Annotated in this window: 22 protein-coding genes and 1 pseudogene; 10 read left to right on the forward strand and 13 right to left on the reverse strand. The window is 60.8% G+C overall.

From position 1 onward, the window contains the following. Nucleotides 1-184 precede the first annotated feature (184 nt). From QSV46_RS06560 to QSV46_RS06570, 3 genes are read left to right on the forward strand one after another with little or no spacing between them, the layout of a single operon-like run. Nucleotides 185-1288, forward strand: a complete 1104-nt coding sequence (locus QSV46_RS06560; RefSeq protein ID WP_314949242.1) for a radical SAM/SPASM domain-containing protein — start codon at nucleotides 185-187, stop codon at nucleotides 1286-1288. Further along, a complete protein-coding gene (locus tag QSV46_RS06565; RefSeq protein WP_314948194.1) occupies nucleotides 1285-2658 on the forward strand; it encodes an NAD(P)/FAD-dependent oxidoreductase in 1374 nt (457 codons plus the stop codon). Before QSV46_RS06560 ends, QSV46_RS06565 begins: the two co-directional genes overlap by 4 nt. Next, the gene (locus tag QSV46_RS06570; protein WP_314948195.1) at nucleotides 2658-3815 is read left to right on the forward strand and encodes a hypothetical protein; all 1158 of its coding nucleotides are present in this window, start codon (nucleotides 2658-2660) and stop codon (nucleotides 3813-3815) included. The genes QSV46_RS06565 and QSV46_RS06570 overlap by 1 nt, the downstream gene beginning before the upstream one ends. Here the strand turns inward: QSV46_RS06570 and QSV46_RS06575 are convergent. Then, the gene (locus QSV46_RS06575; RefSeq protein WP_314948197.1) at nucleotides 3803-4714 is read right to left on the reverse strand and encodes a cupin-like domain-containing protein; all 912 of its coding nucleotides are present in this window, start codon (nucleotides 4712-4714) and stop codon (nucleotides 3803-3805) included. The genes QSV46_RS06570 and QSV46_RS06575 overlap by 13 nt on opposite strands. A 1334-nt stretch (nucleotides 4715-6048) precedes the next feature. Here QSV46_RS06575 and QSV46_RS06580 point away from each other — a divergent pair. Both QSV46_RS06580 and QSV46_RS06585 read left to right on the forward strand, forming a co-directional pair. Continuing rightward, nucleotides 6049-6270: a hypothetical protein gene (locus QSV46_RS06580; protein ID WP_314948200.1), complete on the forward strand. Its 222-nt coding sequence runs from the start codon at nucleotides 6049-6051 to the stop codon at nucleotides 6268-6270. Nucleotides 6271-6272: 2 nt separating this feature from the next. Further along, the gene (locus QSV46_RS06585) at nucleotides 6273-6494 is read left to right on the forward strand and encodes a hypothetical protein (protein ID WP_314948202.1); all 222 of its coding nucleotides are present in this window, start codon (nucleotides 6273-6275) and stop codon (nucleotides 6492-6494) included. An 859-nt stretch (nucleotides 6495-7353) separates the two neighbouring features. Here the strand turns inward: QSV46_RS06585 and QSV46_RS06590 are convergent. From QSV46_RS06590 to QSV46_RS06605, 4 genes are all read right to left on the reverse strand, one after another. Continuing rightward, nucleotides 7354-7776, reverse strand: coding sequence for a hypothetical protein (locus tag QSV46_RS06590; RefSeq protein WP_314948204.1), 423 nt, complete (start codon nucleotides 7774-7776; stop codon nucleotides 7354-7356). 17 nt (nucleotides 7777-7793) lie between these two features. Beyond that, nucleotides 7794-8015, reverse strand: a complete 222-nt coding sequence (locus QSV46_RS06595) for a hypothetical protein (protein ID WP_314948207.1) — start codon at nucleotides 8013-8015, stop codon at nucleotides 7794-7796. Between the two features lie 283 nt (nucleotides 8016-8298). Further along, the gene (locus QSV46_RS06600; RefSeq protein WP_314948209.1) at nucleotides 8299-8487 is read right to left on the reverse strand and encodes a hypothetical protein; all 189 of its coding nucleotides are present in this window, start codon (nucleotides 8485-8487) and stop codon (nucleotides 8299-8301) included. A 265-nt stretch (nucleotides 8488-8752) separates the two neighbouring features. Continuing rightward, complete coding sequence (locus QSV46_RS06605) at nucleotides 8753-9217, reverse strand: phasin family protein (protein ID WP_314948211.1); 465 nt, start codon at nucleotides 9215-9217, stop codon at nucleotides 8753-8755. 233 nt (nucleotides 9218-9450) lie between these two features. On the opposite strand from QSV46_RS06605, the pseudogene QSV46_RS06610 reads away from it, so the two are divergent. Both QSV46_RS06610 and QSV46_RS06615 read left to right on the forward strand, forming a co-directional pair. Further along, nucleotides 9451-9668: pseudogene (locus tag QSV46_RS06610) on the forward strand (NYN domain-containing protein); the annotation flags it as partial. A gap of 523 nt (nucleotides 9669-10191) precedes the next feature. After that, complete coding sequence (locus QSV46_RS06615) at nucleotides 10192-10320, forward strand: hypothetical protein (RefSeq protein WP_314948212.1); 129 nt, start codon at nucleotides 10192-10194, stop codon at nucleotides 10318-10320. Between the two features lie 1683 nt (nucleotides 10321-12003). Here the strand turns inward: QSV46_RS06615 and QSV46_RS06620 are convergent. Beyond that, nucleotides 12004-12747, reverse strand: coding sequence for a hypothetical protein (locus QSV46_RS06620; RefSeq protein WP_314948215.1), 744 nt, complete (start codon nucleotides 12745-12747; stop codon nucleotides 12004-12006). 1703 nt (nucleotides 12748-14450) lie between these two features. Further along, a complete protein-coding gene (locus QSV46_RS06625) occupies nucleotides 14451-14651 on the reverse strand; it encodes a hypothetical protein (RefSeq protein ID WP_057848204.1) in 201 nt (66 codons plus the stop codon). A 193-nt stretch (nucleotides 14652-14844) separates the two neighbouring features. Here QSV46_RS06625 and QSV46_RS06630 point away from each other — a divergent pair, with 193 nt between their 5' ends. Continuing rightward, complete coding sequence (locus QSV46_RS06630) at nucleotides 14845-15075, forward strand: hypothetical protein (RefSeq protein ID WP_314948232.1); 231 nt, start codon at nucleotides 14845-14847, stop codon at nucleotides 15073-15075. 13 nt (nucleotides 15076-15088) lie between these two features. On the opposite strand, the gene ybgC is transcribed toward QSV46_RS06630, so the two are convergent. Next, nucleotides 15089-15532 carry a tol-pal system-associated acyl-CoA thioesterase gene (ybgC, locus tag QSV46_RS06635; RefSeq protein WP_314948234.1) on the reverse strand — a complete coding sequence of 148 codons (444 nt, stop codon included), beginning with the start codon at nucleotides 15530-15532 and terminating at the stop codon, nucleotides 15089-15091. A 1024-nt stretch (nucleotides 15533-16556) separates the two neighbouring features. Between ybgC and QSV46_RS06640 the strand changes: the two genes are divergently transcribed. Next, nucleotides 16557-18260: a recombinase family protein gene (locus QSV46_RS06640; protein WP_314948237.1), complete on the forward strand. Its 1704-nt coding sequence runs from the start codon at nucleotides 16557-16559 to the stop codon at nucleotides 18258-18260. Nucleotides 18261-18389: 129 nt separating this feature from the next. On the opposite strand, the gene QSV46_RS06645 is transcribed toward QSV46_RS06640, so the two are convergent. The 5 genes from QSV46_RS06645 to QSV46_RS06665 all read right to left on the reverse strand — a co-directional run bounded on the left by QSV46_RS06645 (nucleotide 18390) and on the right by QSV46_RS06665 (nucleotide 22618). Beyond that, nucleotides 18390-19310: a metallophosphoesterase gene (locus QSV46_RS06645; RefSeq protein ID WP_314948239.1), complete on the reverse strand. Its 921-nt coding sequence runs from the start codon at nucleotides 19308-19310 to the stop codon at nucleotides 18390-18392. Nucleotides 19311-19459: 149 nt separating this feature from the next. After that, nucleotides 19460-20494, reverse strand: a complete 1035-nt coding sequence (gene ruvB / locus QSV46_RS06650) for a Holliday junction branch migration DNA helicase RuvB (RefSeq protein WP_314949243.1) — start codon at nucleotides 20492-20494, stop codon at nucleotides 19460-19462. A 20-nt stretch (nucleotides 20495-20514) separates the two neighbouring features. Continuing rightward, nucleotides 20515-21132 (reverse strand): Holliday junction branch migration protein RuvA, encoded by a 618-nt coding sequence (gene ruvA / locus QSV46_RS06655; protein WP_314948241.1) that lies wholly within the window; start codon nucleotides 21130-21132, stop codon nucleotides 20515-20517. Continuing rightward, nucleotides 21129-21656: a crossover junction endodeoxyribonuclease RuvC gene (gene ruvC, locus QSV46_RS06660; RefSeq protein ID WP_314948244.1), complete on the reverse strand. Its 528-nt coding sequence runs from the start codon at nucleotides 21654-21656 to the stop codon at nucleotides 21129-21131. The genes ruvA and ruvC overlap by 4 nt, the downstream gene beginning before the upstream one ends. A 215-nt stretch (nucleotides 21657-21871) precedes the next feature. Continuing rightward, on the reverse strand, nucleotides 21872-22618 hold the full coding sequence (locus QSV46_RS06665) for a YebC/PmpR family DNA-binding transcriptional regulator (RefSeq protein ID WP_314948247.1): 747 nt from the start codon (nucleotides 22616-22618) through the stop codon (nucleotides 21872-21874). Nucleotides 22619-22836: 218 nt separating this feature from the next. On the opposite strand from QSV46_RS06665, the gene QSV46_RS06670 reads away from it, so the two are divergent. Continuing rightward, the gene (locus QSV46_RS06670) at nucleotides 22837-24582 is read left to right on the forward strand and encodes a methyl-accepting chemotaxis protein (RefSeq protein ID WP_314948249.1); all 1746 of its coding nucleotides are present in this window, start codon (nucleotides 22837-22839) and stop codon (nucleotides 24580-24582) included. Nucleotides 24583-24679: the final 97 nt, after the last annotated feature.

Below are 24679 nucleotides of genomic sequence, written 5' to 3' on the forward strand. Positions count from 1 at the left end.
CCGTACCGGAGAAAGTGGTCATCTTTTCCTGGTTGACGGCAGCCAACTCTTCGATCTCGACGCCAATACCTTCGCCAGTTTCGTGTCTGCCTCGAGCGACGGTGAGGTTTCGGAACTCCTGACGAAGCTCGGACTGACGAGACAACGACCGCATATCGGCGACGAGGTGCCCGGCGACATACCCGTGCGCGCGATCTCGTTGGCGATCGCACAGAAATGCAATCTCGGCTGCACCTACTGCTATGCACGAGAAGGCGAATTCGGGTCGTCGCCGAAGAACATGCCGCTCGAGACCGCTTTGGCGTCCATCGATCTCCTCATCTCGGAGACACGGCCGGACGAGCGCATCAATCTCGCCTTCCTAGGCGGCGAGCCGTTGATCAACAGGGCCGTCCTGCGGCAGGCGACTGCGTACGCTTCGGAAAGGGCACATGCGAGAGGCCAGAAGATCGGATTTTCGATCACCACCAACGGCACCTTGATCGACGGCGACGACGCCGACTTCTTCGAAAGTCATGGATTTGCGGTCACGGTAAGTCTCGACGGTCCGGCAACGGTCCACGACCGGCTGCGTCCGTTCAAGAGCGGTCGCGGAAGCTACGATCGGATCATCGAGCGCGTACGGCCGCTCTTGCGGCGCACGGGGCGCCTGCAAACGACCGCGCGCGTGACCGTCACGCCGACGAATTTGGGATTGAAGCAGACCTTGGACGAGCTTCTTGGCATCGGCTTTCACAGCGTCGGATTTTCACCGATGCTGGCCTCGCCGACCGGACGCGGAGAATTGGACGAGGCCGACCTGCAGAACATGCTTGCGGCCATGATCGAGTGCGGCGAGGAGTTCGAACGGCGCGTGATGGCGGGAGAGCGGTATGCCTTTTCCAACATCACGACCGCGCTCCACGAGATCCACAAGGGAACCCATCGACCCTATCCTTGCGGCGCCGGAGGTGCCTATCTCGGTGTTTCGGCGGACGGCGAACTTGCCGCCTGCCATCGGTTCGTCGGCGACGAAGCCGGAGCGATGGGAAGTATCGAGGGCGGCATCGATCACGACCGAAAGACCGCGTGGCTGGAGGACCGCCACGTCCACAGACAGCAGCCCTGCCGCACCTGCTGGGCGCGATACCTCTGCGGCGGAGGTTGTCATCACGAGGTCATCGCCCGCGGAAGGCCCGCCTGCGACTTCATAAGGGGCTGGCTGCTCTACGCTCTGCAGACCTATCTGCGATTGGGTTCCGAAGGTCTCGGCCGAGCGTTCGGCGCGGGATCCGGTCCAGCAGCATGATGACGTTGGACACGGAAGTGCTCGTGATCGGTGGAGGTCCGGCCGGTGCGGCGTGCGCGCTCGCGCTGTCACGGCTGCGCAGAAGCGTGATCCTTTGCGAAGAGGTCTCGTTTCCTCGCGACCACATCGGGATCTGCCTCAGCCCGGGGTTATTCAAACAGCTCGAATTCCTGGGTGTGCCGCATGTCCTGGAGCATCCGGCCCATCGGCATGGCCTGACGTTCGAACGGCGATGGGGGGCGATCGACTCAGCCCTCGCGCCTTCCGAAGTCCTGGTCGCCGACAGGGGGCGTTTCGATTCCGATATGCTCGCTACGGTCGCCGGTTCTTCGGCGAGAGTTCTGCAGCCCGCTCGGGTCGCGAAGGTGACGCGCTTCGCCGGAGGCTGTGTCGCCAACGTCGCCACTGCGGCGGGCATGCGACAGGTTCGGGCCGCGTTCGTCGTCGATGCCAGAGGCCGAAGCTCGGGGCATCGTGCTCGAAGACGCCTCGGAGCCCCCACCGTTGCCGTGCATGGCACGTGGAGAGGCGAAGTCCGACCGACCGTGCTGATGTCTTCGAACGGTTCTTCGTGGGTCTGGGCGGCGCCGACCGGTACGCGGCGGAGCCTGGCCGTCGTATTCACGAGCCCCGACGCGCTACATCGCCTGAAGGGGTCGTTGGAAAAGCGCTACCTACGCCTTCTTGAAGAAGCGGACATCCTGGAGCGGGGACTCGAACTCGTATCACCGCCGCACGCATGCGACGCCACTCCGTACTTGACCGAAGGAGGCGAGACGGGACTTCTGCGGATAGGCGACGCCGACGCAGCCTTGGATCCTCTTTCGTCCAGCGGCGTACAGGCAGCGGTTCAATCCGCGTTGTGCGCAGGTCCCGTGATCAATACCCTTCTCACCCCGTCGGCGGACCATTCGGCCGCGAACGATTATTGGAGTTCTCGCCGGATAGCGCGAAGTGAAACTCACAAGAGTTGGGCGGCGGAGAGATACGCCGAGGCTTTCTGCTTCCATGGGACGGAGTTCTGGAAGGACCGGGCCGCAGCAGCTTCGGCAGCCAGGCCTTCCCCAGTTTCTCCGACGCTCTTGCCGTTTCCGGATCAACTATTGATGCTTTCGGACCAGGTGACGTTCGTCGAAGCTCCATGCCTGGTAGATGATCTCGTCGTGCGGGAGCGGTGCCTGTTCCATCCCAATCTCGACGAGCCGATTGCATTTGTCGACGGACTTGCACTTCGCCCGATGATCAAGGCATTCGCCGGAAAGACGACCGCGGCCCAAGTCGTGACGCTTTGGTCGTCGTTCTACACACCGGAAAAGGCGGTGGAGTTGCTACGTTGGTTTTGGCGGCATCAAATCGCGGTCGCTTGCTGATGCCGATGAAGCTCTCGGTGCTACCCGATACCAGGAAGTTTCTCCTGCTTGCCGTCCCCCTGATCGTCGGCAACCTGATTGTCGCGCGGGCGCTTCCGGTACTGAACCAATTCCTTTTTCTCGACATGTGGGCCACTGCCACCGCCAGCATTCTGGGCGGCCCGTGGTACGGAGCGATCATCGGCTGTCTCACAAATCTGACCGGAGACGTCTTTTTCGGAGGCCAGTATCTGAATTACGCGCCGGTCAGCGTGTGGGGAGCCATCATCTGGGGCGCATTTGCCCATCGTTGGGGGCTCGGCCCCTTCATTCCGCCTGAGCATAAACCCAATCTCTACCGGCAACTGACCATCAGGATTCTCGTGAACGGGCTCGTGGTCGGCGTCGTGTGCATGCTGCTGGTGATGGCGATCCTCGACGACTTTTCCGCTTGGATAACCGTGCCCCCTCGGGACGCCGCGGCCAAGGAACATCCTGCCGTCCTCATGCTGCGGATATTCTATGATTACTTTGAGAAGATCGGTCTCGCGGAGTACGGCTTGATCGACACCGCAAGGTCGCGGATGTCGGATCTTCTCACGTTGCCGATGCACCTCGTGATGACCATTCCGGACAAGGTCTTCAGTGCGAGTCTTGCGTTCTACATCGCCATCTGCATTGCCCGGAAATCCGACTACGCCGAGTGGCTCCTGGCAGGAAGAAAACCGTCCTTACATCCCATTTTCTCGCCTGTGGCGTTCGTGTGCATCTTTCCGGCCATTCTGGCGACTCTTGTCGCGATCAACCATCCCGGTTTCGGCGTCGAGAAGCTACCTCACTATTGTCTCTGGCTGTCACCTCTCTTGGCGGCTGCGCCTGCGCTGCGCTCGGGACTGCGTGGAGGGGTGGCCGTCGGTCGAAAGAAGCAGAGCGTCGACGATCATCCCGGGGCTTACCGCAAGCTTACCAATACGATGGACCTTCTGCACTACGATCTCTTCGACCTCTATACGGTCGGCTACGCCATCGCGTTGTTTACGGTCTTCGCTCAATTCACCGACAACGGCGTCGTCATGGCGATCAAGGAAGTATTCGAGAGAGGGATCGGGGTGGTGACGCTATTGTTACTTCTGAAGGTCTTGCCCGTATTCGCCAGTCACCTACTTCACGACGCCTGACGCCTTCGCCAATTTCCGACGCGTGTGGCGCCGATCGCAGGATAGATAACGGCACGGACGATCTGATCTGCTGCTGCGCGGTGGTCATGAGATGTCTTCCCCGGAATGCGCCGAAAAGAAGGACTCGCGGTCTGGCATGCCCGCACTGGATCAGTCGTTGCACCGATCGCAATGCTATGTTCGAACGGTCGTCCTAACCCATCCTGCATTGATTCGGTTTCGGGCAGAGATTTTCGAATCATTCCCAAAGAGGAAATTGGTGAGCGAAACATTGATGCTGATGTCGAGCGAACGCAGTGATGCCACCATCCCACCGGTATCAAGAGCGCCTCGCCCGGCTCGAGCACGACGTCGAAGATCTCCGCCTCCGCAAATCGCGGATACTCCAGATGAAATTCCTCACGCGACAGATCGCGGCGCCGTTCAATCGAGGAGTTCGTCGGGTCCTGGCGAAAAAGGGCGCGCCTGACATCCAGAAGCGTTTCGAGATTTCCAACGCGGCGGCCGAGCGGCTTGGCGCCGCGGAAGATCGGATCGTTCGCTACCCGATGAACGAGATCCGCCTTCGATCTGACCCACCGCGTCAGCCCTTCTGTGCGCCCCCTCTTAGCCATCGCGCCGCGCCGCCCGATTGGCACCACGAGGTATGCCGCCCTCTTCGATCGAGGCTTGGCTTCGCCCTCGCCTGCGACCCCAATACACCGAGGGAGGAAGGGCCAAGCCCCAAGGCGCCGCCACGCCGGGCCTTCCCCCATAGGGGTGACACTTTGCAATTCGACTTTGCAGAGCGTTGCAGGCCTGAAAACATAGAGCTTTGCAGCACTTTGCCGAAGTGTATTTTGCAAAGTTGTTGCAAAGCTCACGATTTCTAATGAATTCAGCAGGTTAAGAACCGTCATTGCAAAGTGACCCGGGGACTTTGCAATGCCGCGAGGAGGGACTTTGCAATGCGAGCCTTGCGCCACCGTGTATGAAATACACTTCGATCACTTGTCGCCGTCCGGCGGCAGCGTCTTCTTCAAACGCCCGGACATGTTCCTAATCTGTGCCCCCAAGTTCGTGACCTATGTTTTCCGTGAACTGGGATGCGAGCGGCTTCCCGCCAAATGATTGGTTTGCGTTGGCCGTTGCGCTCAAAGACACAGATGAACAAGCTACCGCAGCTCTTGCTGGCGCGACGGTGGGCTGTCAGGGATTCACCAGAGACGGCGGAGGCGTGATCGTGGATGTAGCGATACCGCGGCGAAAGGGCTGAACTGTTCAACGCAGAGCCAGCCGGCACACCGCCCCGCTATTGCCTGCGAAATAGCCAGAGCCGGCCCGAATTGGTTAATGGATTGTTAATCGGCGTTCGGCAGCCTTGCGGTCGCGCTGCCGATTAGCCCCCCAGCCACGGTAGCGCAAGCGATGGCCGGCGGCAGCGATGCCCGCCGGCCATTGTCCAGGAGCGGCAAATGGCTCTTCAGGTTCTCGAAGCGCAACTTGGACTACCCGAATGAAACTGCTCAACGAGCGGCCCTACGCCGAACCGGCTAGCCCAATGATAGAGCGGTCGAAATCCACCGCTGCCACGCGATCAGTCTACTAATTGAGCAAAGAATTTCCCACTCTTCCTACTCGCTCGCCCCCGCTGCTTCTGAAAACGCTGCAAGCGAGCGTAAACCGCTTGGCGGGTGCGGCCTAGGCGTCCGCCGACCTCCTCAGCTGTGGCACCTGCGCCAAAGAGCGAGAGCAATTCCGCCTCTTCGTCCGGCAACCACGGACGCGTCGATGTGCCATTGTTCGTCATGCGCGACGCCCCTAACGCCTAAAGACGCGGCGGCGCCGGCCGCCGCGGGGGGTCGGGAAACCGAGTTGGCAGCTCTGAGCGCGGCGGCGCTGGCAAGCGGCTGGGCCCTGGCACGCGATTGCCGCGCGTCATCCACGCTGCCAGACGAGCGTAGCTTCGCCTGAGAGCCGGAACGAACCAAGCAGATGCGCCCTCGTGATCCATGCCGCAGAACAATATCCATGAACCATTTAGAAAAGGTTGCCGGTTGTTCCCGATCCGTAACTGATCGTAAACCATGCGATGGCAACAAATGGCGATGCTCGTCCTTCTACGCAACGCATGGATGGAGCGAAGCTCAACCGGCAAAGGTCTCGAATATCGTTTGACGGAAGCCGGCTTGGCAGAACTTAGCCGCACCCGATAGGCGCGAACCGGTGGGAAACGACGAACGTGTCACAGGCCATGGAATTGATCGTCGCTGGCTACGTCAAGGTGCGGGACCGTCCCGCTCTGACGGAGTTGCTGGCGCATCGGCGCAAGGTGCTCGCTGAACTGCAAGCTGTATCAGGCATCAACCCCGAAAACGCAGTCAAGGCGATCCAAGACGAACTGGCTGTGATCGAAGCCGGCCTCGAAGAACTTAAACCGCCGCCCGGTTCGCTCCCTGAGAACGACTGGAGCTAGAGATGCGCGTTAACAAGATCAATTGGGACAAAATCGGCCGGGTGACGGAGCCGGGTCGATATAAGTGCTTTTTCGGATATCTCACCGTCACGCCTGACGACCTCGATGTGTGGGCACGTTATCCGGACGCGACGTTCACTTTGATCACGCAAACGGCGGATGAGCAGTCAGTTGGCGAAGAATATCGTCTCGGCGCGTTCGACATAGGAAATCCTGAACAGTAGCGCAACGGGCGAAGCTGATGGCGAAGCGAAGGCGGCATATGAAGCCGTGCATCCGGAGACGAAGCACGGAGGGGCGCGGCGCGGAGGTGGAAAGAGTAGACAAGTTGGCCACTCTAACGACCGCTTTACGGCCGACACTGCCGCCTAAACTGGGACGCCGGGACGTTCCATTCGCCGCGACGCGGCCCGCGCCAAGGCGTTAGGCCCGATCTGAACCGGGTCACCGGAACGTCGCCGGATAAGAGCGCCGAACTGGACGCGCATGCTCCGCCGCTTGTTCCAGATTTAACTCTCCGCGGCGACATCAAGCTTAACCCGCGGTTTCGATTGCACCGGAGCTGCTGAGCGTTAGCCTCTCTGCACCGGACATTGTCCCCGTCCGGGCTCACCATGGTGAAGCCGTCGCGCCATTATATTTGGCGCGGCGGCTTCGTTTATCGGTCACAACGGTATGAGCTTTATTTGGCGAACAGGCCCGACGATGACCGGCCCGATCTCGTTGAGATGCGACGACAGATCACGAACTTGCGCTCGCAACACTCTGACAATCTTCTCGTCACATCGCGATTGAACCGCTTCCTCGCGAAGATTGCTTTTCTCTCGGAGCCAAAAGATGCGGCGCACGCTCGACATCTTCAGTCTGAATTCGCTCGGATGCTGCGAACTGTTGACGAAATCGTCTCACGAGGCCGATCCACGAAGCCGCGGCTCAAGTAACACTAACGCACGGACGTTCTTGCGCCGATCCGGCCCAGCGCAGATGCTGGATGCAGTCGCGAAGTCGTCCTCGTTTCGCGTATTGGCGCCTTCGCGGCGAGGGGGCGCCGTCCTCTCGGTCGGCGGCCCCGCCCATGGGGGCCTAGTAAGCACGCCGCACTACTCGGGGCAGAGATGGCACTCTCGGAGCAAACCGGTGGGCAAGCGCGAGCACTGCGGCTTCGTCGGTTTCGAGCGCGATCTTCTGAGCGAGCATCACATCCCCAGCCGCCAGAGCACGATCGGGAACGAAACACCAGCCGACCGCGGGCTGCCCTGATGCGTCGAGCTCTACGACATTGCTCAGGGTACCATATTGAACTCGATATCGTTTGCCGGTGTGAGAACCGATGACTTCGAAATAGTTGTTGGCATCGAATTGCGCACGCTGCGCTGGAGATAACCAATCCCGCAGCAGGCGCCGCGAACGCGCTTCCGGGCCGTTTTGCTCGGTGAAGCTCCGATAAAGTTCACGGAGGGCACGGAACCGCGCACTGTTAGCGTCACCGCGTCTAAACAGAAACATCGTCGCATCGCGATAGCTTAGCCGCCGACGAGACGCGGATAGAATAGTGTCTCATCCGCGGTGGGATCAAACGACCGTGTGACCTTCAGTTCACTGCCCGCCTTTCGCGTCGCGGCGGTAAATCCCTGATCCGTGAGCTGCTTAAATCGCCGTGCGGCCTCGGCTAGCCCCTTCGGATCAGTTTGTTCAAAGAAATGTCTGCTGTCGCCCGTCTGGTCCAGAACGATCTGGGTAGCCATGGAAAGAACTCCGCAATGCGTAGGGCTCTGATGAAGGAAAGAAACCTCGCAGCACTAAGAAGTGTTCCTAAGTTCGGCACGCCTTGGCAGTTCTTCTGGCGAGGCTTGAAATCCACAAATACCTGATCCTCCGCCACCTAAGCCGGCACGGATGGGCGAAGGCCGCCGGAGCGGTAGGCGCGAACCGGAAGAGGCCGCGGCGACACCGCCGCCAAATGGGGACGGCTGAACGGGCGATCTGCTGCGGAGCGACCCTGTGGCCAAGGCGCTGATCTGGATCGTTTCAAGACGTCGCGTACCAGCCCTCAGGAAATGGAATGAGCGGCCAGTGCGTGTTTTCGGCGTTGTCGATCGCGGCGGCGGGTTTGCTCGCAGGTGTAAGATCGGTGGAGCAGTCCTCCACCTCAGCCACCTCAGCCACCTCAGCGTCACTCGCCGGGCTGCGCGCGGCGCACCTCAAATCGATTTGCATGAACAAAGCTCCCCACCGGAAGCGCGGTTAAATTTGCAGAGTTCTCAAAAAATCGATCAAGACTTAATCACCCGACAAGATATCGGGTCGCATTGGCTAGCGATAGGAGCGCGAACCTGACCTAGTTGGTGGCCAGCGCTACTCAAGCGTTGCCGCGCGCCGAGAAACGAAAATGGGGTTTCGGGAAAGCACGTGGCGATCGCCGCCCTGAAAGAACCGGCCGGATCTCCCTCTTGAACGAACCTGGATGTAAATTGAGTGCAGCTTAGTTGCCTTGGTGAAGGACCTTGGCGACGTGCTTCTTGAGCGGTTCGCCGGTCGCGGTTGCAAGCTTTTGGGTAAGGTCCCACAAGTCCTTGCTTTGCGCGGATGCGGTATCGAAAGTCTTGCGCGCCTGCTCCGCGGACAAAGTGACGACATCCGCTGCCGACTTGCTACCCAAGAGTTGGACGAAGAAATCGATCGCAGAGGCGGTATTAAGGTTCGAGATCTCGATGACCTTGAGCCCGTAGTCTGTCACGCTCCTGGCATTTCCCGAATAGGTCTCGCACAGCGCTCCAGCCATATCTTCTGATGCGGCTTTGATCTTCGCGCAGCCTTCCCGTGCGTGGGCGACGCCCTGCTCGGAAAATTGACCGAGCACACCGGGCAACGCAAACTTCGCCAATCCGAACGGTGGCATCGCGAAGCCGTTTGTTCCGTTCACTTCAGCCTTTTTATTTTCACTCACAGCTGCTGTCTCCAATTTTCAAGCGAAATCATTTCCCGAAACGCTGGCTTGCGCCACAGGAGTTCGTGAGTGGAAAGTTTTCCGCCTCAGCGACCGTTCAATTTTGATGAGCTTCAATCCAGTCCCGATACCACCATGTCCAACGACAGGAGAGCTGTCCGTTCGCTTTGCGACTCTCGACAAAAAAGCTTCGGAGGATGTCAATACGCACGATCGTACTATCAACAGTCTGCTTGCAGCGCCCTGGCGTGCGGGTCACCGTTGTTTCCACGATCGCGAGCCAGCCGTCGATGATCGCCGACGACTCGCCGCCAGGGCCGACGTGTTCACCGATCTTATCGAGCTCCAAGCTAGGGTCGGCCGCAATCCCTCTGAACGCCCGGTTCCCCGTGAGCGCGAGTCGCGCTATCGCCTGCAACAGATCCCCGAGCGTCAGACCATCGCGCGGCCGGAAGGGAAGGGACCGCGTTTTCGAGGACTAATCCTGAGCGAGACTGCTGCGGCAATCCAGAAATTGCTAGGACTTGGTAGCCAGCGCACTTGGTCGTTCGTTCAAGCTGTGTGCCGCAGAATGAGCTTGACGAATGAGCCCGGCATTTGCGCCGGGCTGATCGCCAGTAAGGTTCAGGTGCTGGGCAACGGACCAACTAGGGAAGCTCCTGAGCGGTCGTCGGTTCGGTTTCTGACATTGCTGCCTGCTCAGGCCGCTTCGCATGCATGTCACTGGGCCCAGCATGGCCCATGGCGCTGCGCTCGATCACGCGGAACTGCGCAATTGCGCGCGCGACGGGCTGCACAGAGTAGCATTCGAAACTGACGTGAAGCCTAAAGCGAAAATAAGTTCCGCTTTGACCCTCTGGCGGAACTTAACTGGCTGCCGGTGAAGGACAAATTTAGTTATGCCCCGTAATCATGATGACTCCACCACAATTTAAAAAAATAAGGTTGGGGAAAACCAAGCAGGGAGTTTTTCGATGGAAGCTATGCGCCGCTTTCGCGCGATCGCGTTGCTATGCCGACAGGCCGCCGTGCGTGATCCCGAGAGAAGCTGGAAGCTGCTCGCAGAGGCAGAGTACTGGGAGCATCTGGCGGCTTCGGTCTAGCTCGCTGAGCTTCGGCCTAGCGATTATTCGATCTTCTCTCTTTTTTCGCCGACTACTTCACTTCACAAAATTAGGGGCAGGTAATGTCCAGTATTCGTCAGGTTTATAATTGTGCGCTTCTGCGTGAACGTCTGCAAATGATGCTGGCGGAGCTTCGAGAAGTCGAGAAGCTTCGAAACAGAGTCCGAGATGTAGAAGCGAGAACAATCGTCAGGAGACGGCGTGCCAGATTGAGCGGCAGATCAAGAGCGGTTTGAAGACGACGCTAGGTCGCAACCCGAACATTGGGCTGGATGGACTCGCACGCGCGACGTCGATGTGCGGATTACGAGCCATCATGAAAGCTGACATCCTTTGGAAGCAAGGCTTGCGTCTCCATCCCCGCGAGTAAGACGAATGCTGGCAGGAGCTGGTCATGCTCGTGCGAACCCAGCCACAACGGCGACGACAGCCGTTGGTACACGAATAGATCAGAGCGCCGTTCTCCAGGAGAACCATCTGAGCCCCAGCCGCTCCGAGTCAGAATTGCGTCCTTTCATCCTAGCATTCCGCGGGTTTGAGTGTCGTTGATGCGCTACGTGGCGTACGCGGTAGATTTGTCCGGAGTGGCAGTCGGCATCTACGAACTGGAACGTGCGGGCAATGATGGAGCAAGGCACCGAGCGGAGAAGTTTCTCGAAGCGGATCCGACCGTAGAATCGGACGGAGGGCGGCGCGTTGCGCGGCTCACCCGTCCAGCAGGCGAAAGCGGTGACTGATTACGGCCCCACCGTCCCAATCAGTGAAGCACCTGTATCGAACCCGCATCGTTGATAAGGAATAGCTCGCGGTCTAAGATTGCAACCCTATTTAAGGTATTGAAGAGCGGCTCATTTCAAGTAGGTAGTTTTCCGAGCGGTACCATGAATAGTCGTGCGCGGCTGTACAATCGGTCTTTTGCCTTGCGGCAGCGTTGTGAGGCGCTCGTTTCGCAACTGGCCGGACTCAGGGATCTGACGGGGTGGCCAAGGCCGAGCAAAGTAAACCATCCCATCAAATTCCTCGTAAAAAACTGCCGAGATGGCGCTTCGCCAGGTCTGCAGGCAGACGCACCGTCCGTCCCTCACGTTCGAACCGCTGCCGCCCCTGATAGCGGCGCGGCCTGTACGTCCGCCAAATCAGCCGGAAACTCGGAGAGCCCTGAAGGACAGCAAGCAAATGCAGCGGCGACGAAGGGTCCGCTCGTAATCCGGCCGCCGCCCGCTTCGTCATGGCAGGTTACTTTCCGTGCTGCTAATTTAGATATATACAATTTAAACGTGTGCTAGACATTTAAAAGGACGGGTGGTGCCATGCTGACACAGATGACGGAGATCGGCGTGACTTCTTGAAAACCTGCGGCAGGTTCGCGGCCGTGACCCGCCCCACGCTGACCGCCTTGCTTTCCACGTCCTTGACCACAACTGCCATCTCAAGGTCGGGAGGCGGCGTCATCCATCATCATGAGCACCATGACCACCACGACCACGATTGAGCAAGGCCGCTGATCCGAGCGACAGCCCATATTGAACGAAGGCTTGCCGCCGATGCCAAACGTCGAGCATCCACCTGCAGTGGGTGCCGAGCAGACTAGTCCCAGCTGCGCGTCGGCCCCGGGCTGTGGCCTCTCTCTGTCTGGTACAGCCCCCGAGTCTACCTTCCCCGTCAACAGCGCAACAGCACAGCTTCCCGAAGCTCGCGGCTGGAGCTTAAGACGGAGACGATACCCAACGCCATTAACAGCACGCCTATCCAGGTTGCCGTCGAGCCTCTTCCCATATCGCCCGCCTCTGTAGCACGCACGCCGATCGGCATAACCGGAGGCACGGAGGCAGCCAGCGCTTCGCTGGCGACCGGCGCGGCCGGAAGAACGTTCGCCAAGTCGACTTGGCGCGGGACGGGGTGATCGGGCGTGGGCTCGCCGGTCGCAACCTCGGTGAGGGGTGTCGCCGGGACCAGGGCCGCCGTGCGAGTGCCGAAAACGGATGCGGCATCAACTAGCTTGACTCCGCGCGCGGGAGGCGCCGCCTGAGCCCCCTCGGCCGGTGCGGGACGCAGCAGCTCCGCGCGCGCATCAACGACCGCGCTCCGCCTGCGCCGTGCGGTCTCGTTCTCGTCGGGACTGGTGCCGCGATTGGCCACGCGACGATGGACCGGCTTATGCACCGTCGTGGTGTGCTCGGTCAGGAACCAGCATTTGCGGTGGCCGTCCATTCGATAGACCCAATGCTGGCCCTCGGGCGGCGAGTTGCCGGGGCGTCCCAAGCACTCCGCCTGCGGCGGAGAGGCTACGGCAGGTTGGGGCGCGTTATTGAAGAAGTCAGCAAAGGGGGTGGAGGAAGCAGGTGTCGCCGAAAGACCGACAACAAGAACTAAACCGGCGAAGAAAAATCGCAAATGACCGGACATCGAAATCTCCCGGTGTTGCGCCCCGCCCGCCGTGACCCTTCGCGCCGAGATGGGCCGCCGTGCGGCTCAAATCTGGCGGCGCCGAGGATTCATTGTGCTCCTGAACTAGATCGATTGCGAAGAAGCCCGATCCCCCGCCGCCATAGGCGTATGATCATCCGCTATACACTGGCTGAGCGGTGAATGACGGAGTACCTGACGTTCGACACCGTGAGGAAGCCGATGAACGAGGTCAGTCGTCGGTATCCAGCCCAAATTCCACTGCAGCAGATAGGTTTGCGCGAGTAGCGCGTATGGCTCCGCATGCTCCGGATCAAGGTGCTAGCTGACCTGCAGAGGTTTGCGGTTAGTTGGTTAGTGTCCGGTGCAAACCGGTAATAGAGTTCGCGGCGCGCAAAAACAGCTCGTATGATTCCACGCTCATCGTCTTATATCCCGAGCTCTTATGACGGGGCTTTGTCGCGCAGCTTGATCTTAAGCGCCGAAACGATTTTGTTGTTGACTTCGTCCTGCACCGCAAAGATGCCATGCAATTCGCGGTCGTATCTGTCCGCCCATACGTGTCCGCCAGTCGCCGCGTCGATTACCTGTATGGTGATTCCAACCCGGTTGCCAACCTTTCGAGCACTGCCCTCGACAACAAACTGCGCTCCAAGCTCTTGCCTGCCCGCCGATATCGATCGACTTCCCCTTGTAGGTAAAAGTGGAGTTTCGGGCGATTACGAAAAGCCCGAGCACCTTCGAAAGATCGGTGATGATGTCCTCAGTGAGTCCCTCGCTGAAGTATTCTTGTTTCGGATCTTCGCTCATGTTGAGTAGGGGGAGGACGGCTATACTGGCTCGGTTAGGCTCCTCGAGAGGAACACCTTTGCTCGCTTTCGCCGGCTAACCGCGAATACCCTTACGGGCTCGGCTATGTTCTTGAGCTGGCGCTCGCCCAAGTCCGCGAAGGTCCCGTTCACCTTGCCAACGACATCCACGAGACAGGGCCGTTCATGCGGGACAGATAGACTTACGAAACGACAAAACGAGCAAGCTTTTCGGGCTGGTGAATGTAATCATAGAATCACAGATCACTAAGACAAAACACATTGCGGAAATGTACGAGAACATTGTTCCGGACACGGCGAAAGAACAAATCGAAAAGCGCGATGATCCTAAACATTTGCAGCCACCCAAGCCCGAAAGTAGTCTCATTTTACTTTCAAGTTGAATAGCTGGATGGATGCGCCCAAGAATTCACTCAGAGGGTCATATTGATGGTAACAAAGGCACCGCCAACCAACCGGTGACCAATACTACGGCGCAACCCAACGCGAACAAACCTCATCATTCGTCGTCGGATTCTTCCGCGTGTTCAGTATCCTTCGGGCGCCCCTTCCCGCTCATAACGGCCTGGTTGCTAGTTCGACTCCTGGGGAAATCGCCCGCACTAGATTTTCGACTGGTCCCCTTCGCCCTGCGGTTCTGAGGGCGGCGTTACTTCGTACGGTTGAACGCCGCGTGATAGCTCGCCACTAGGCGTACTTCTCTGCTCAACCTGCCAAGGTGTTCTTCTAGTCAACCGCAACCTGCGGCTGCCCTCCTAAAGTCGTAATGAGCGCCCAACAACTTCATTGTGACAACAGCGACAAGAACGCAAATGATCTGCAACAACGTTCTGGTCGAGAACACTCTATTTAAGCGCGTCGTGATGCCGCCTTCTAGCGCTGATGACCGAGCCGGATTCCAAGCTTGAGCGCCTTTTGGCGGAGTGAGCCTTCTGAGCGCTTTGTGAGCTTCGCAATTTTCGCAACCGGAGTCTTCGCTTTCGAATGAGCGCGCAGCTCCTTCACGTCAGCCTTCGTGTATTCACGACGCACAGGTTTCTTCTTCGTAGCCGTCTTCTTTGCCTTCTTCGCCACTCTTAGCTCCTCGATTCGAGAGTGGGCGTACTAGCACAGCTACATTGAGGCGCAACTCTCCATCAGTTGTCCCTATCCGCTGGTCCAACGCGTGAACTCGCTGTGACCTCAGTTTCGCCGGCGATTTGATGCCGGAGACACTCGGCCTCTGCCCGAAGTTCAAGCATGCATTAATGCGCTGCTGGCGGCTGGCATGACCACCGGTGCTGCCAAATTCATCCACGACGAGCGCGGCATCGAGACGTTTGGAAAGGCCCCGGCCGGGCGCTGGCGCGCCTTCACGCCGACCTTCGTCTTTTCTTTGCACACGGGGCCAAGTGAGCACGGGCACGGTGTGCTACGAGCTTGCCAACAGCGCATCCGGTCTGTCCGATTTGCACGCTACGCGACGCACCTTTTGTTTGTCGCCGGACGGTCGGCCTGAATGGGGAGCAGATTCATTTATGCCCTTCCATGGCAAGCCGCAGCGCCTTCGGGATACGCTGCGCTTTTCCGCCTGAGATAAACGCCACACGTACACGCGCCCTGACCAAGAGATCCTCTGCGCGCCTGCATTCCTGCAGTAAGGTGATTGACGCGCCTCTCACCTCTTGCGGGAGAGTAACGACGTCAAGCACGTCGTCCAAGACCGCCGGCTTTAGAAAATCAATTGTCATCGACCGAACGACAAAGGTAAAGCCGGGCTCATCGTTCTGCGCCTTTTGGAGCAGCGCGTGCTGACTCGTTCCGAGCAGGCGCAAGTAATTCGTCCTGCCGCGCTCCATGAAGCGCAAAAAATTCGCATGATACACAATTTGGCCGGAATCCGTATCTTCGAAATAGACGCGGACCTGCAACTGATGGCATCCATCGCGAATTTCGCCGTCAAGAGAGGCTGTCACAGTGCGATTCCCCTTGTTGGGTTTTCGAGAACTCGTTCTCTTGCGCGGACGCGCTTTTCCGAGCAAATCGTCAAAATCTTGGGCATTGCAGCGCCCTCTCTTTCGCGCTGTGCGCATGGGGCGGGCAAGCACCGAAGGGGTTCTCGCCCTTAGTGCTGGTAACTTGTTCGATATGATATCTGGAAGGTAGGGTAAGTCCAATAGCAGTCAGCTGCTTTGGCGGCGTCTCCCGCAGGGCGGCAGATGACGGCTCCGATGATTGCCAGGAAGGCAGAGGATTCGCGTCGCAGGCGCGCAAGCAGTTAGATCCATCCGGTCGCGGAGTCGCACGCCAGTGGGTCGGTGCGGCTCCGACGTGTCTTGCGTCCGGTTCAATGACGTTCGTCGTTTGATGACGCGAAAACGGCGTCGTCAAGCTATGGACGGCATCAATCGGATGTCTCGCACCTCAGACACAAGTATTTCTACTCCGCTTTGCTTAGCAAATTCCCTCCGGCCTACGATTATCTTCGCAGCGACACGCTCGCGCCTGACATTCGAAGAATCTCATTTTCATTCACGACTGCAACAGTCAACATGAATAGACTCGCCATTGCCGATTGGAACTTCCATGAGCGCTGCAGGAGCAAAAGTCATCCGTCGCCCTGTCGTGACTCCTGTCTGGTCATGGCGCTTGCCGACTGAGGCTGCTGCTGGATGGCAATCCGCATCGGGCGGAAGCCGAATGCGGGGGCATCGATCGAGCCTCCGAACGGAGCATGCGACCGCCCCACGTAATTCCTGTCGCCCATCCATAGCGCGCGCTGGAAATTTACGGTAGCTTGTGAAGGCTTTGCTGTAATGCGTACCCGGATCCGATCGCCTCGGGGCCAAAAGGCGATCATCCGACCGCTTGATCCTTCTCACCTGCAAAGTTGGGACAACCCCAACAATGAGGAAATTTGGCTTGAGCTGGCGCGTGCCATTGGACGGCAGCTTGCGCGGGATGAACAAGGCGTTTCGGGGCAGTCGATAAGGGAACGGGATGGCGACACCATCACAAAAAAAGAGGGCCGCGATATACGCCCGCTACTCGAGCGACATGCAAAAAGTGACCTCGATTGATGGTCAGCTATTACTCTGCCGGAAGGTCGCCGCACGCAATAGCCTTGATGTCGTTGGTGAATTTCTCGACGCTGCAAAGTCTGGCCTTACCGAAGACAAGCGCGATGGCTATCAGCGTTTGCTCGAAGGTGTGCGAAAGCAAGACTTCGATGTGATCATCGTCGAGCATTTCGACCGCTTGTCGCGCGACCCCGCCACAATCCAACGGCTCAAGCAGGTGTTTGAGTTCCACCGCGTTGAGCTGATGGATCAGAAAGGCGTTTATGCGACGGCGACTGACATCAGCATCGCAAGTCTCTACAATACGATCTACAAGCCACAGCTCGCTGACAAGGTTCGGCGCGGGCACGATAACGCTGTCAGCAATGGAAGAATTCCCGGCTCATACGCCTATGGTTATCGGCCAAGGCCCGGCGCGCCTGGCGAGCGGATGATCGAGGAGAGTGAAGCGAAGATCGTGCGCCGTATCTTCATCGAGTATACGTCGGGCCGGTCAACGCGAGATATCGCCGCCGATCTCACCCGCGAAGGCGTGCCCTCGCCTGGGGCCACTCGTCATAAGAACAAGGCTGGTCGTACCACCTGGAATCATCAGTGCATCACTGGCGGCCGCCATGGTCGCGGCATTATCGGCAACGAACTGTATATCGGCGAAATACATTGGAATGTTCGCTCAACAATTCTCAATCCGGAAACGCAGAAGAAGCAGAAGCGCCGCAATCCGGAAGAACGCCACATCATCGTCCAAAACGCCGAGCTGCGGATCGTTCCCCAAACGCTCTGGGATAAAGTGCAGAAGGTTCGCAGTGAGCGCGCTATCCACATGTTCGGACCGACCGGCAAGCCGCGGCGCCGACCCGTGGTCCCGCGCAACAACGAGCATCCGCTTGCAGGGGTCCTTCGGTGCGGCGTTTGCAATGGCCATATGCGAATCGCTCAATCCTCCCGGAATGGCGGACCACGCGCCGCATGCGCCAACGCGCATCAGCGAAGCACCTGCGAGCATACCCGCAGCTTTGATATGGACGTTCTACTGAAGGATGTTGCGGAGAAAATGGAAGTAAGATTGCTTTCTCGGAAAGCCATTGAAGAGGCGATGCGTGCCTGGAAGGAGGAGCGGAAGAGCGATCAGCAAAAGGACAGCGAACGCTCTAACCTAGAGCGTCGGCGCCATGTGCTGAACACTGAGATCGAACGCTTGTCATACGCGATCGCGAACAGCCGTCGCAAGCCGGAAGAGTTGGTCAAGCGGATAGATGAATGTGACGCGGAGCGGGAAACTGTCGAGGAGCGCCTGCGGTTGCTCGGCAACGGTGGCGAAAACGTGATCCCGTTCGACCATCCGAGGTTTGGTGAGCGATATTGTTCGGAGGCAAAGAGACTGGTCACCGCTCTCAAGACAAATCCGAAGGCGATCGAGACTCGTGTCGCTTTTCGTAACTTGGTTGACTGCATTATAGTGCATCCGGTGCGCAAGCGGATGCCCTACGAGTACACCCCGTACTTGAACGCCGCAGCCCTTTTCAGCACGCAGCTTTTCCCAGAAAACTGTCCGAAAACAGGGAACATCAGCACGCTTATCTGTTACGACAACGTCCAGTCAGAGAAATCCGTGTCCTCGTAGTAGACGCGGACCTGCATATGGTGGCGGCCGTCGCGGATCTCGCCGTCGAGATGAGCTGTCACGTCGCGAGCCTCTTCGCTTGTCGCTACCGGTCCGTTTTGCGCAAAAACGGCGGGACGCGCAAGCGTGTTAGGACACAACCAGCTCGGTCCTTCCTAGCGTCACCTCGACGATCTCGGGCGGTACGCCGAAGCGCACGGGCAGGATGCTGCAGCCGAGGCCGCCCGAAACGATGAGATCGCATGTCAGCCGGACATGACCATAGGCGAGCCGAACGCCGTTCTGCGGCGGAACGGCCGGCGACCAGCCGAGCAGGCGGACCTGGCCGCCATGGGTGTGGCCGGACAGTTGCAGCGCGACTCGTGCGGGCACGCGCGGCGCGATATTGGGCTCGTGTGCAAGCAGGATGACCGGCGCGTCGTCGGTGACTTTCGCCAGCGTCGCACTGAGATCGTCGGCGCCGAAACGCCCGGTGCTCCGGATGCGCCGCGCCGGCAAAAAGGCAAGCTGATCGCCGAGGCCAGCGAGCCAGAAGGGGCGGCCGTCCTTGGTGAGGCGCACGACGTCGTTCTCGTAGACGGGAATGCCGGCCGTCTCCAGCGCGCGATGCGCCACCGTCGGCCCGTGGCCGATCTGCTGCACGGCCCTGTCATCCCAATAATCGTGATTTCCCATGACGGCATGAACGCCGAGCGGCGCCTTGAGCCCAGCCAGCACCTTGGCCCATTCGCTCGACGGAATGAGGCGCGTGACCTGATGGAGACCGGCGACGTAATCGCCGAGCAGCACGATGAGATCGGGCTTCAGCGCGTTGGTCCGGTCGACGATGGCCTCGATCCGCTCCAGCGACATCCAGGGGTCGCAGGCATGGATGTCGGCGATCGCGGCGATCTTCAGCGGGAAATCCGCCGGCCATTGCCGCGGCGTCGGGTGATAGCGGGTGATGCGGAGCCGCAGCACCGGCTCCACGCCGACTCCATAGGCCGCCGTCGAGACGCCGAGGGCGGATAAGGCGCCGATGGAACGGATGAAATGCCGACGCGTGATCATGGAAGCCCGCTGGTGATGCGCCTCTTGATGCAGTCCGATTGAAGCCGAATTGGGGTGCTCTCGTGCAGACGGTCAGCATACGCGTGCAGGCCGTCTGCACAAACGTTACCGGATGTTCATAACGACCGGAGCCATCTGTGTTGCGCGGATCAGTCGTCGCTCTCGTCGGGGCCGAACAGGCCGAACTGTGCCGCCGCATCGCGCGAGGGCTCGGCGATGCCGAGATGGCGGAAGGCGTGCGAGGTGAGCAGGCGGCCGCGCGGGGTGCGCTGGAGGTAGCCGCACTGGATCAGATAGGGCTCGATGATGTCCTCAATCGCATCGCGCGGCTCGGACAGCGCGGCGGCCATCGTCTCGACGCCGACCGGACCGCCGCCATAATTCATCGCGATGGTCGTGAGATAGCGGCGGTCCATCGCGTCGAGGCCGGCGGCGTCGACCTCGAGCGCGCTCAGCGCGTGATCGGCGATCTTGCGGTCGATCTTGTCGGCATCCGCCGCCGAGGCGAAATCGCGCACGCGCCGCAGCAGGCGGCCGGCGATGCGCGGCGTGCCGCGGGCGCGGCGCGCGATCTCGTTGGCGCCATCAGCGCTCATGCCGACATTGAGCACCCGCGCGCCGCGGGTCACGATGCTTTCCAGCTCCTCGATCGTGTAGAAATTGAGCCGGACCGGGATGCCGAAGCGGTCGCGCAAGGGATTGGTGAGAAGGCCCGCGCGCGTGGTGGCACCGACTAGGGTAAATTTCGACAGCTCGATCTTGACCGAACGCGCCGCCGGGCCCTCGCCGATGATGAGGTCGAGCTGAAAATCCTCCATCGCGGGATAGAGCACCTCTTCCACCGCCGGGCTCAGGCGATGGATCTCGTCGATGAAGAGCACGTCGCGCTCTTCGAGATTGGTGAGGAGGGCCGCGAGGTCGCCGGCCTTGGCGATCACCGGTCCCGACGTGGCGCGAAAGCCGACGCCGAGCTCTTTCGCCACGATCTGCGCCAGCGTGGTCTTGCCGAGGCCGGGGGGACCCACGAACAGCACGTGGTCCAGCGCCTCGCCGCGCTTGCGCGCCGCCTCGATGAAGATCGAGAGGTTCTTGCGCGCCTGCTGCTGGCCGACGAAGTCGGACAGCGATTGTGGGCGCAGCGCGGTGTCGCCGACATCGTCGCTGCGGCGCTCGGGCGTGACCATGCGATTGGCCTTGGGATCGCTCACTTCGCGAGCTCCTTCAGGCCGAGCCGAATGAGCTGCGCGGTCTCGGCGCTCTCGCCCGCGCTACGCGATGCCGATGCAATCGCCGCCGCCGCCTGCGGCTGGCCGTAGCCGAGATTGACCAGCGCGGAAATCGCGTCCGCCACCGGCCGCGGTGCGCGCTGGTCGTCGACGGCGCCGGCGAGATGCACGACGGCCGGATCGACACTGGCGAAGGCCGGCGCCTTGTCCTTCAATTCGGTGACGATGCGCTCGGCGACCTTGGGGCCGACACCGGGCGTACGCGCGACCGCGGCCTTGTCGCGGAGCGCAATGGCGTTGGCGAGATCGGACGGCGCCAGCGTGCCGAGCACGGCGAGCGCGACCTTGGCGCCGACGCCCTGCACGGTCTGGAGCAGGCGGAACCATTCGCGCTCCTGGTCGGTGCGAAAGCCGAACAACTTGATCTGATCCTCGCGGACATAGGTCTCGATCGACAATACGGCCGCCTCGCCCGGCGCGGGCAGGTGCTGCAACGTGCGCGCCGAGCAGTGCACCTGATAGCCGACGCCGCCGACGTCGAGGAGTACATAATCCTCGCCGTAGGAATCGATCAGACCCTTGAGCTTGCCGATCATAACCCCGCAACCTTCAGCCTGAGTGCCGTGCTGTGGCGGTGATGGGCGTGGGTGATGGCAATCGCGAGCGCGTCGGCAGCATCGGCTGACGGCGGCTCGGCCTTGGGCAGCAAAATCTTCAGCATCATCGCGATCTGGTGCTTGTCGGCATGACCGGCGCCGACCACGGTCTTCTTGACCTGGTTCGGCGCGTATTCGGCGACAGAGATGCCGAACATTGCGGGCGCGAGCATGGCGACGCCGCGGGCCTGGCCGAGTTTCAGCGTTGCGACGCCGTCCTTGTTGACGAAGGTCTGCTCGACCGCGGCTTCCATCGGCTGGTAGTTCGAGAGAACGGCCGCCAGCCCCTCGTGGATCGCGAGCAGACGGCTCGCCAGCGGCAAATCGTCCGGCGGCTCCACCGAACCGCAGGCGACGTAGATCAAACGGTTGCCCTCGGACTCAATCACCCCCCAGCCGGTGCGCCGCAGGCCGGGGTCGATGCCGATGATGCGAACGGGGCCACGAATCGGGAGCACGGTCATGGGCCAGTGATAGCGGCTGGCCGCCGTGGGGGAAACAGAAACAGAACGGAAGTAACAGGGGAAGTGGCGGCCTGTGCCCCCGGGCGCGGCGCAACGCGAAGCGGTGCGCCGCTGAACCGGGGCCCATATCGCGACCGGCGCGTGATGCCCCCGTGGGTCCCGGCTCTGCGCGGCAGCGTTTCACGCTGCAGCGCGTCCGGGACACGAGACGGGTCTCAGCCGCCCATCTTCGCCATCAGCGCGTCCGACACCTCGAAATTGGCGTAGACCTGCTGGACGTCGTCATGCTCGTTGAGCAGGTCCATCAGCTTCAGCAGCTTCTCGCCGGTCTCGTCGTCGACCGCGACCGTGTTCTGCGGCTTCCAGATCAGCGCGGCCTTCCGCGGCTCGCCGAACTTGGCCTCCAGCGCCTTGGCGACGTCGCGATAGCTTTCGGTCGAGGCATAGATCTCGTGGCCGCCTTCGCCCGAGATCACGTCGTCGGCGCCGGCCTCGATGCCGGCATCGAGCATGGCGTCGTCGGAGGCGACGCTGCGGTCATATTCGATGATGCCGGTGCGGTCGAACATGAAGGACACCGAGCCGGTTTCGCCGAGATTGCCGCCGGACTTGGTGAAGAAGGAGCGGATATCGGAGGCGGCGCGATTGCGGTTGTCGGTCAGCGCCTCGACGATGACGGCGACGCCGCCGGGGCCGTAACCCTCGTAGCGGATCTCGTCATAGTTCTCGCCCTCATTGCCGAGCGCCTTCTTGACGGCGCGCTCGATATTGTCCTTCGGCATGTTCTCCTGGCGGGCCGCGATGATGGCGGCGCGCAGGCGCGGGTTCATGTTGGGGTCGGGCGTGCCGAGCTTGGCCGCGACGGTGATTTCCCGCGCCAGCTTGCCGAACAGTTTCGACTTCTGCGCATCCTGCCGCCCCTTGCGGTGCATGATGTTCTTGAATTGGGAATGTCCGGCCATGCGTGTCTTCTCTAGGGAATCGTGCGACAAAAACGAGCGTGGGAAGCGCGGCCTTATAGGCCGCCAATCCACCGGAATCAAAGGGCTGCGTTGCTCTTGGGTAGCACTGTAAAGGTAGCCGCCGTAACGGGCCGTGCCTAGATGCCGGGCACCGTTAACCCTGATTTCATTCCAGCCTGCGAAAATAGCGTCCGCCCGTCCCCGACAAGAGTGACCTGATGGCGTTCGCATTATTTCGGAAGCGTCTGCCTGACGTGCCTGCGCCGGCCGCAGCCGTGCAGGCTGCCCAGCCGGTCGATGCCACACCAGCGCCGGCCCCTGAGGGTGATTCGGCCCGGGAAATCCTGGAACTGCTGGAACTCGAGCTCGGCGCCCTGATCCGCCAGCTCGAGCGGGCCGCCAATTCGGTGGCCGGCGGCGCCGAAGCAACCGCTGTAACCCTTGCCGCCATCCGCGATCGCACCGACGCCCTCACCGGCCGGACCAATGCCGCGCAGTCGACCGCCTCCACCTTCGCCCATGCCGCCGACAAATTCACCCAGTCCGCGCTGGGAATCGGCGCCCAGGTGCGCGAGGCCGGCAAGCTCGCCGACGAGGCCAGCGCCGCGGCCCAGGAAGCTCGCGCCAATGTCGAGCGCCTGCGCGAATCCTCCGCCGCGATCGGCAATGTCGTCAATCTCATCGCGCAGATCGCGCGGCAGACGACACTGCTCGCGCTCAACTCGACCATCGAGGCCGCGCGTGCTGGCGCGGCCGGCAAGGGCTTTGCAGTCGTCGCCACCGAAGTGAAGGCGCTCGCCGTCCAGACCCAGGGCGCGACCGAAGAGATCACCAGGAAGATCGACGCGCTGCAGCGCGACGCCGCCGGTTCCGCCGATGCGGTGCACCGCATCTCGCGGGCGATCGAGGCCATCCGCCCCGTGTTCGATACCGTCAACGGCGCGGTGGCCGAGCAGAACGCGACCACCAGTGAGGTCTCCGGCAACGCGGCAAGTGCATCGCAATTCATCGTCTCGGTCGGCGAGAGCGCGGCGGAGATCGATGCCGCCACCAAGGCCGCCGAAACCCACGGCCACAACGTCGCCAGCGCCGGCAAGGCTGTCACCACCTTCGCGCAGAAACTGAAATCGCGCTGCGCAGTGCTGCTCGGTCAGAGCGAGCACGACGACCGTCGCAAGACCGAGCGGCTGCCCTGCCATCTCAAATTCGAGACCGCGCGCGGCGTGTTGCCGGTCTATGAGATCTCGATGGACGGCGTTCTGATCGGCGGTGCGGACGCAAGCCGGCTTGCGCCGCAGGCGATCATCGAGGGCGCGCTCGAAGACGTCGGCGCCTGCCGCCTGCGCGTGATCGAGCAGTCCAAGGCCGGAGCCCGCGCGCAATTCGTCAGCCCGAGCGCCGATCTCCGCGAGAAGATCGAAGACAGGCTGTGGGCGATCCACGAGGAAAACACCGAGTTCGTCACCCGCGCCATGGAAGCCGGCACCGCGCTGACTCAAACATTCGAGCAGGCGGTCGCGCGCGGCGAGGTCAAGCTCGACGACCTCTTCGACACCGATTATGCGGAGATCGCCGGCACCGACCCGCAGCAATACCGCACCAGATATCTGGACTGGGCCGACCGTGCGCTGCCGGCGTTCCAGGAGGCCTTTCTCGCCAAGGAGCCGCGCATGGCATTCTGCGCCATGGTCGATCGCAACGGCTTCCTGCCGGTGCACAACAAGATCTATTCGCATCCGCAGCGGCCGGGCGACGCCGCATGGAACACGGCCAACTGCCGCAACCGGCGCATTTTCAACGATCCGGCGGGGCTCGCCGCCGCACGCAACCTGCGATCGTACCTGGTCCAGAGCTATGCGCGCGACATGGGTAATGGCAACACCGTCATGATGCGCGAGATCGACGTGCCGATCCGCGTGCAGGGCCGGCATTGGGGCGGATTCCGCACGGCTTACAAGCTCTAGTGCACGCTCAGGCAAGACGCCGGCCGCGAATCATCCTTTAACGCTGAAATTGGAATGGGAATGCCGCGGAGAGCCGGCGAACGGCTCTGACTGGAGA

Source organism: Bradyrhizobium cosmicum (assembly GCF_032290525.1).
GTDB classification, from domain to species: domain Bacteria; phylum Pseudomonadota; class Alphaproteobacteria; order Rhizobiales; family Xanthobacteraceae; genus Bradyrhizobium; species Bradyrhizobium cosmicum_A.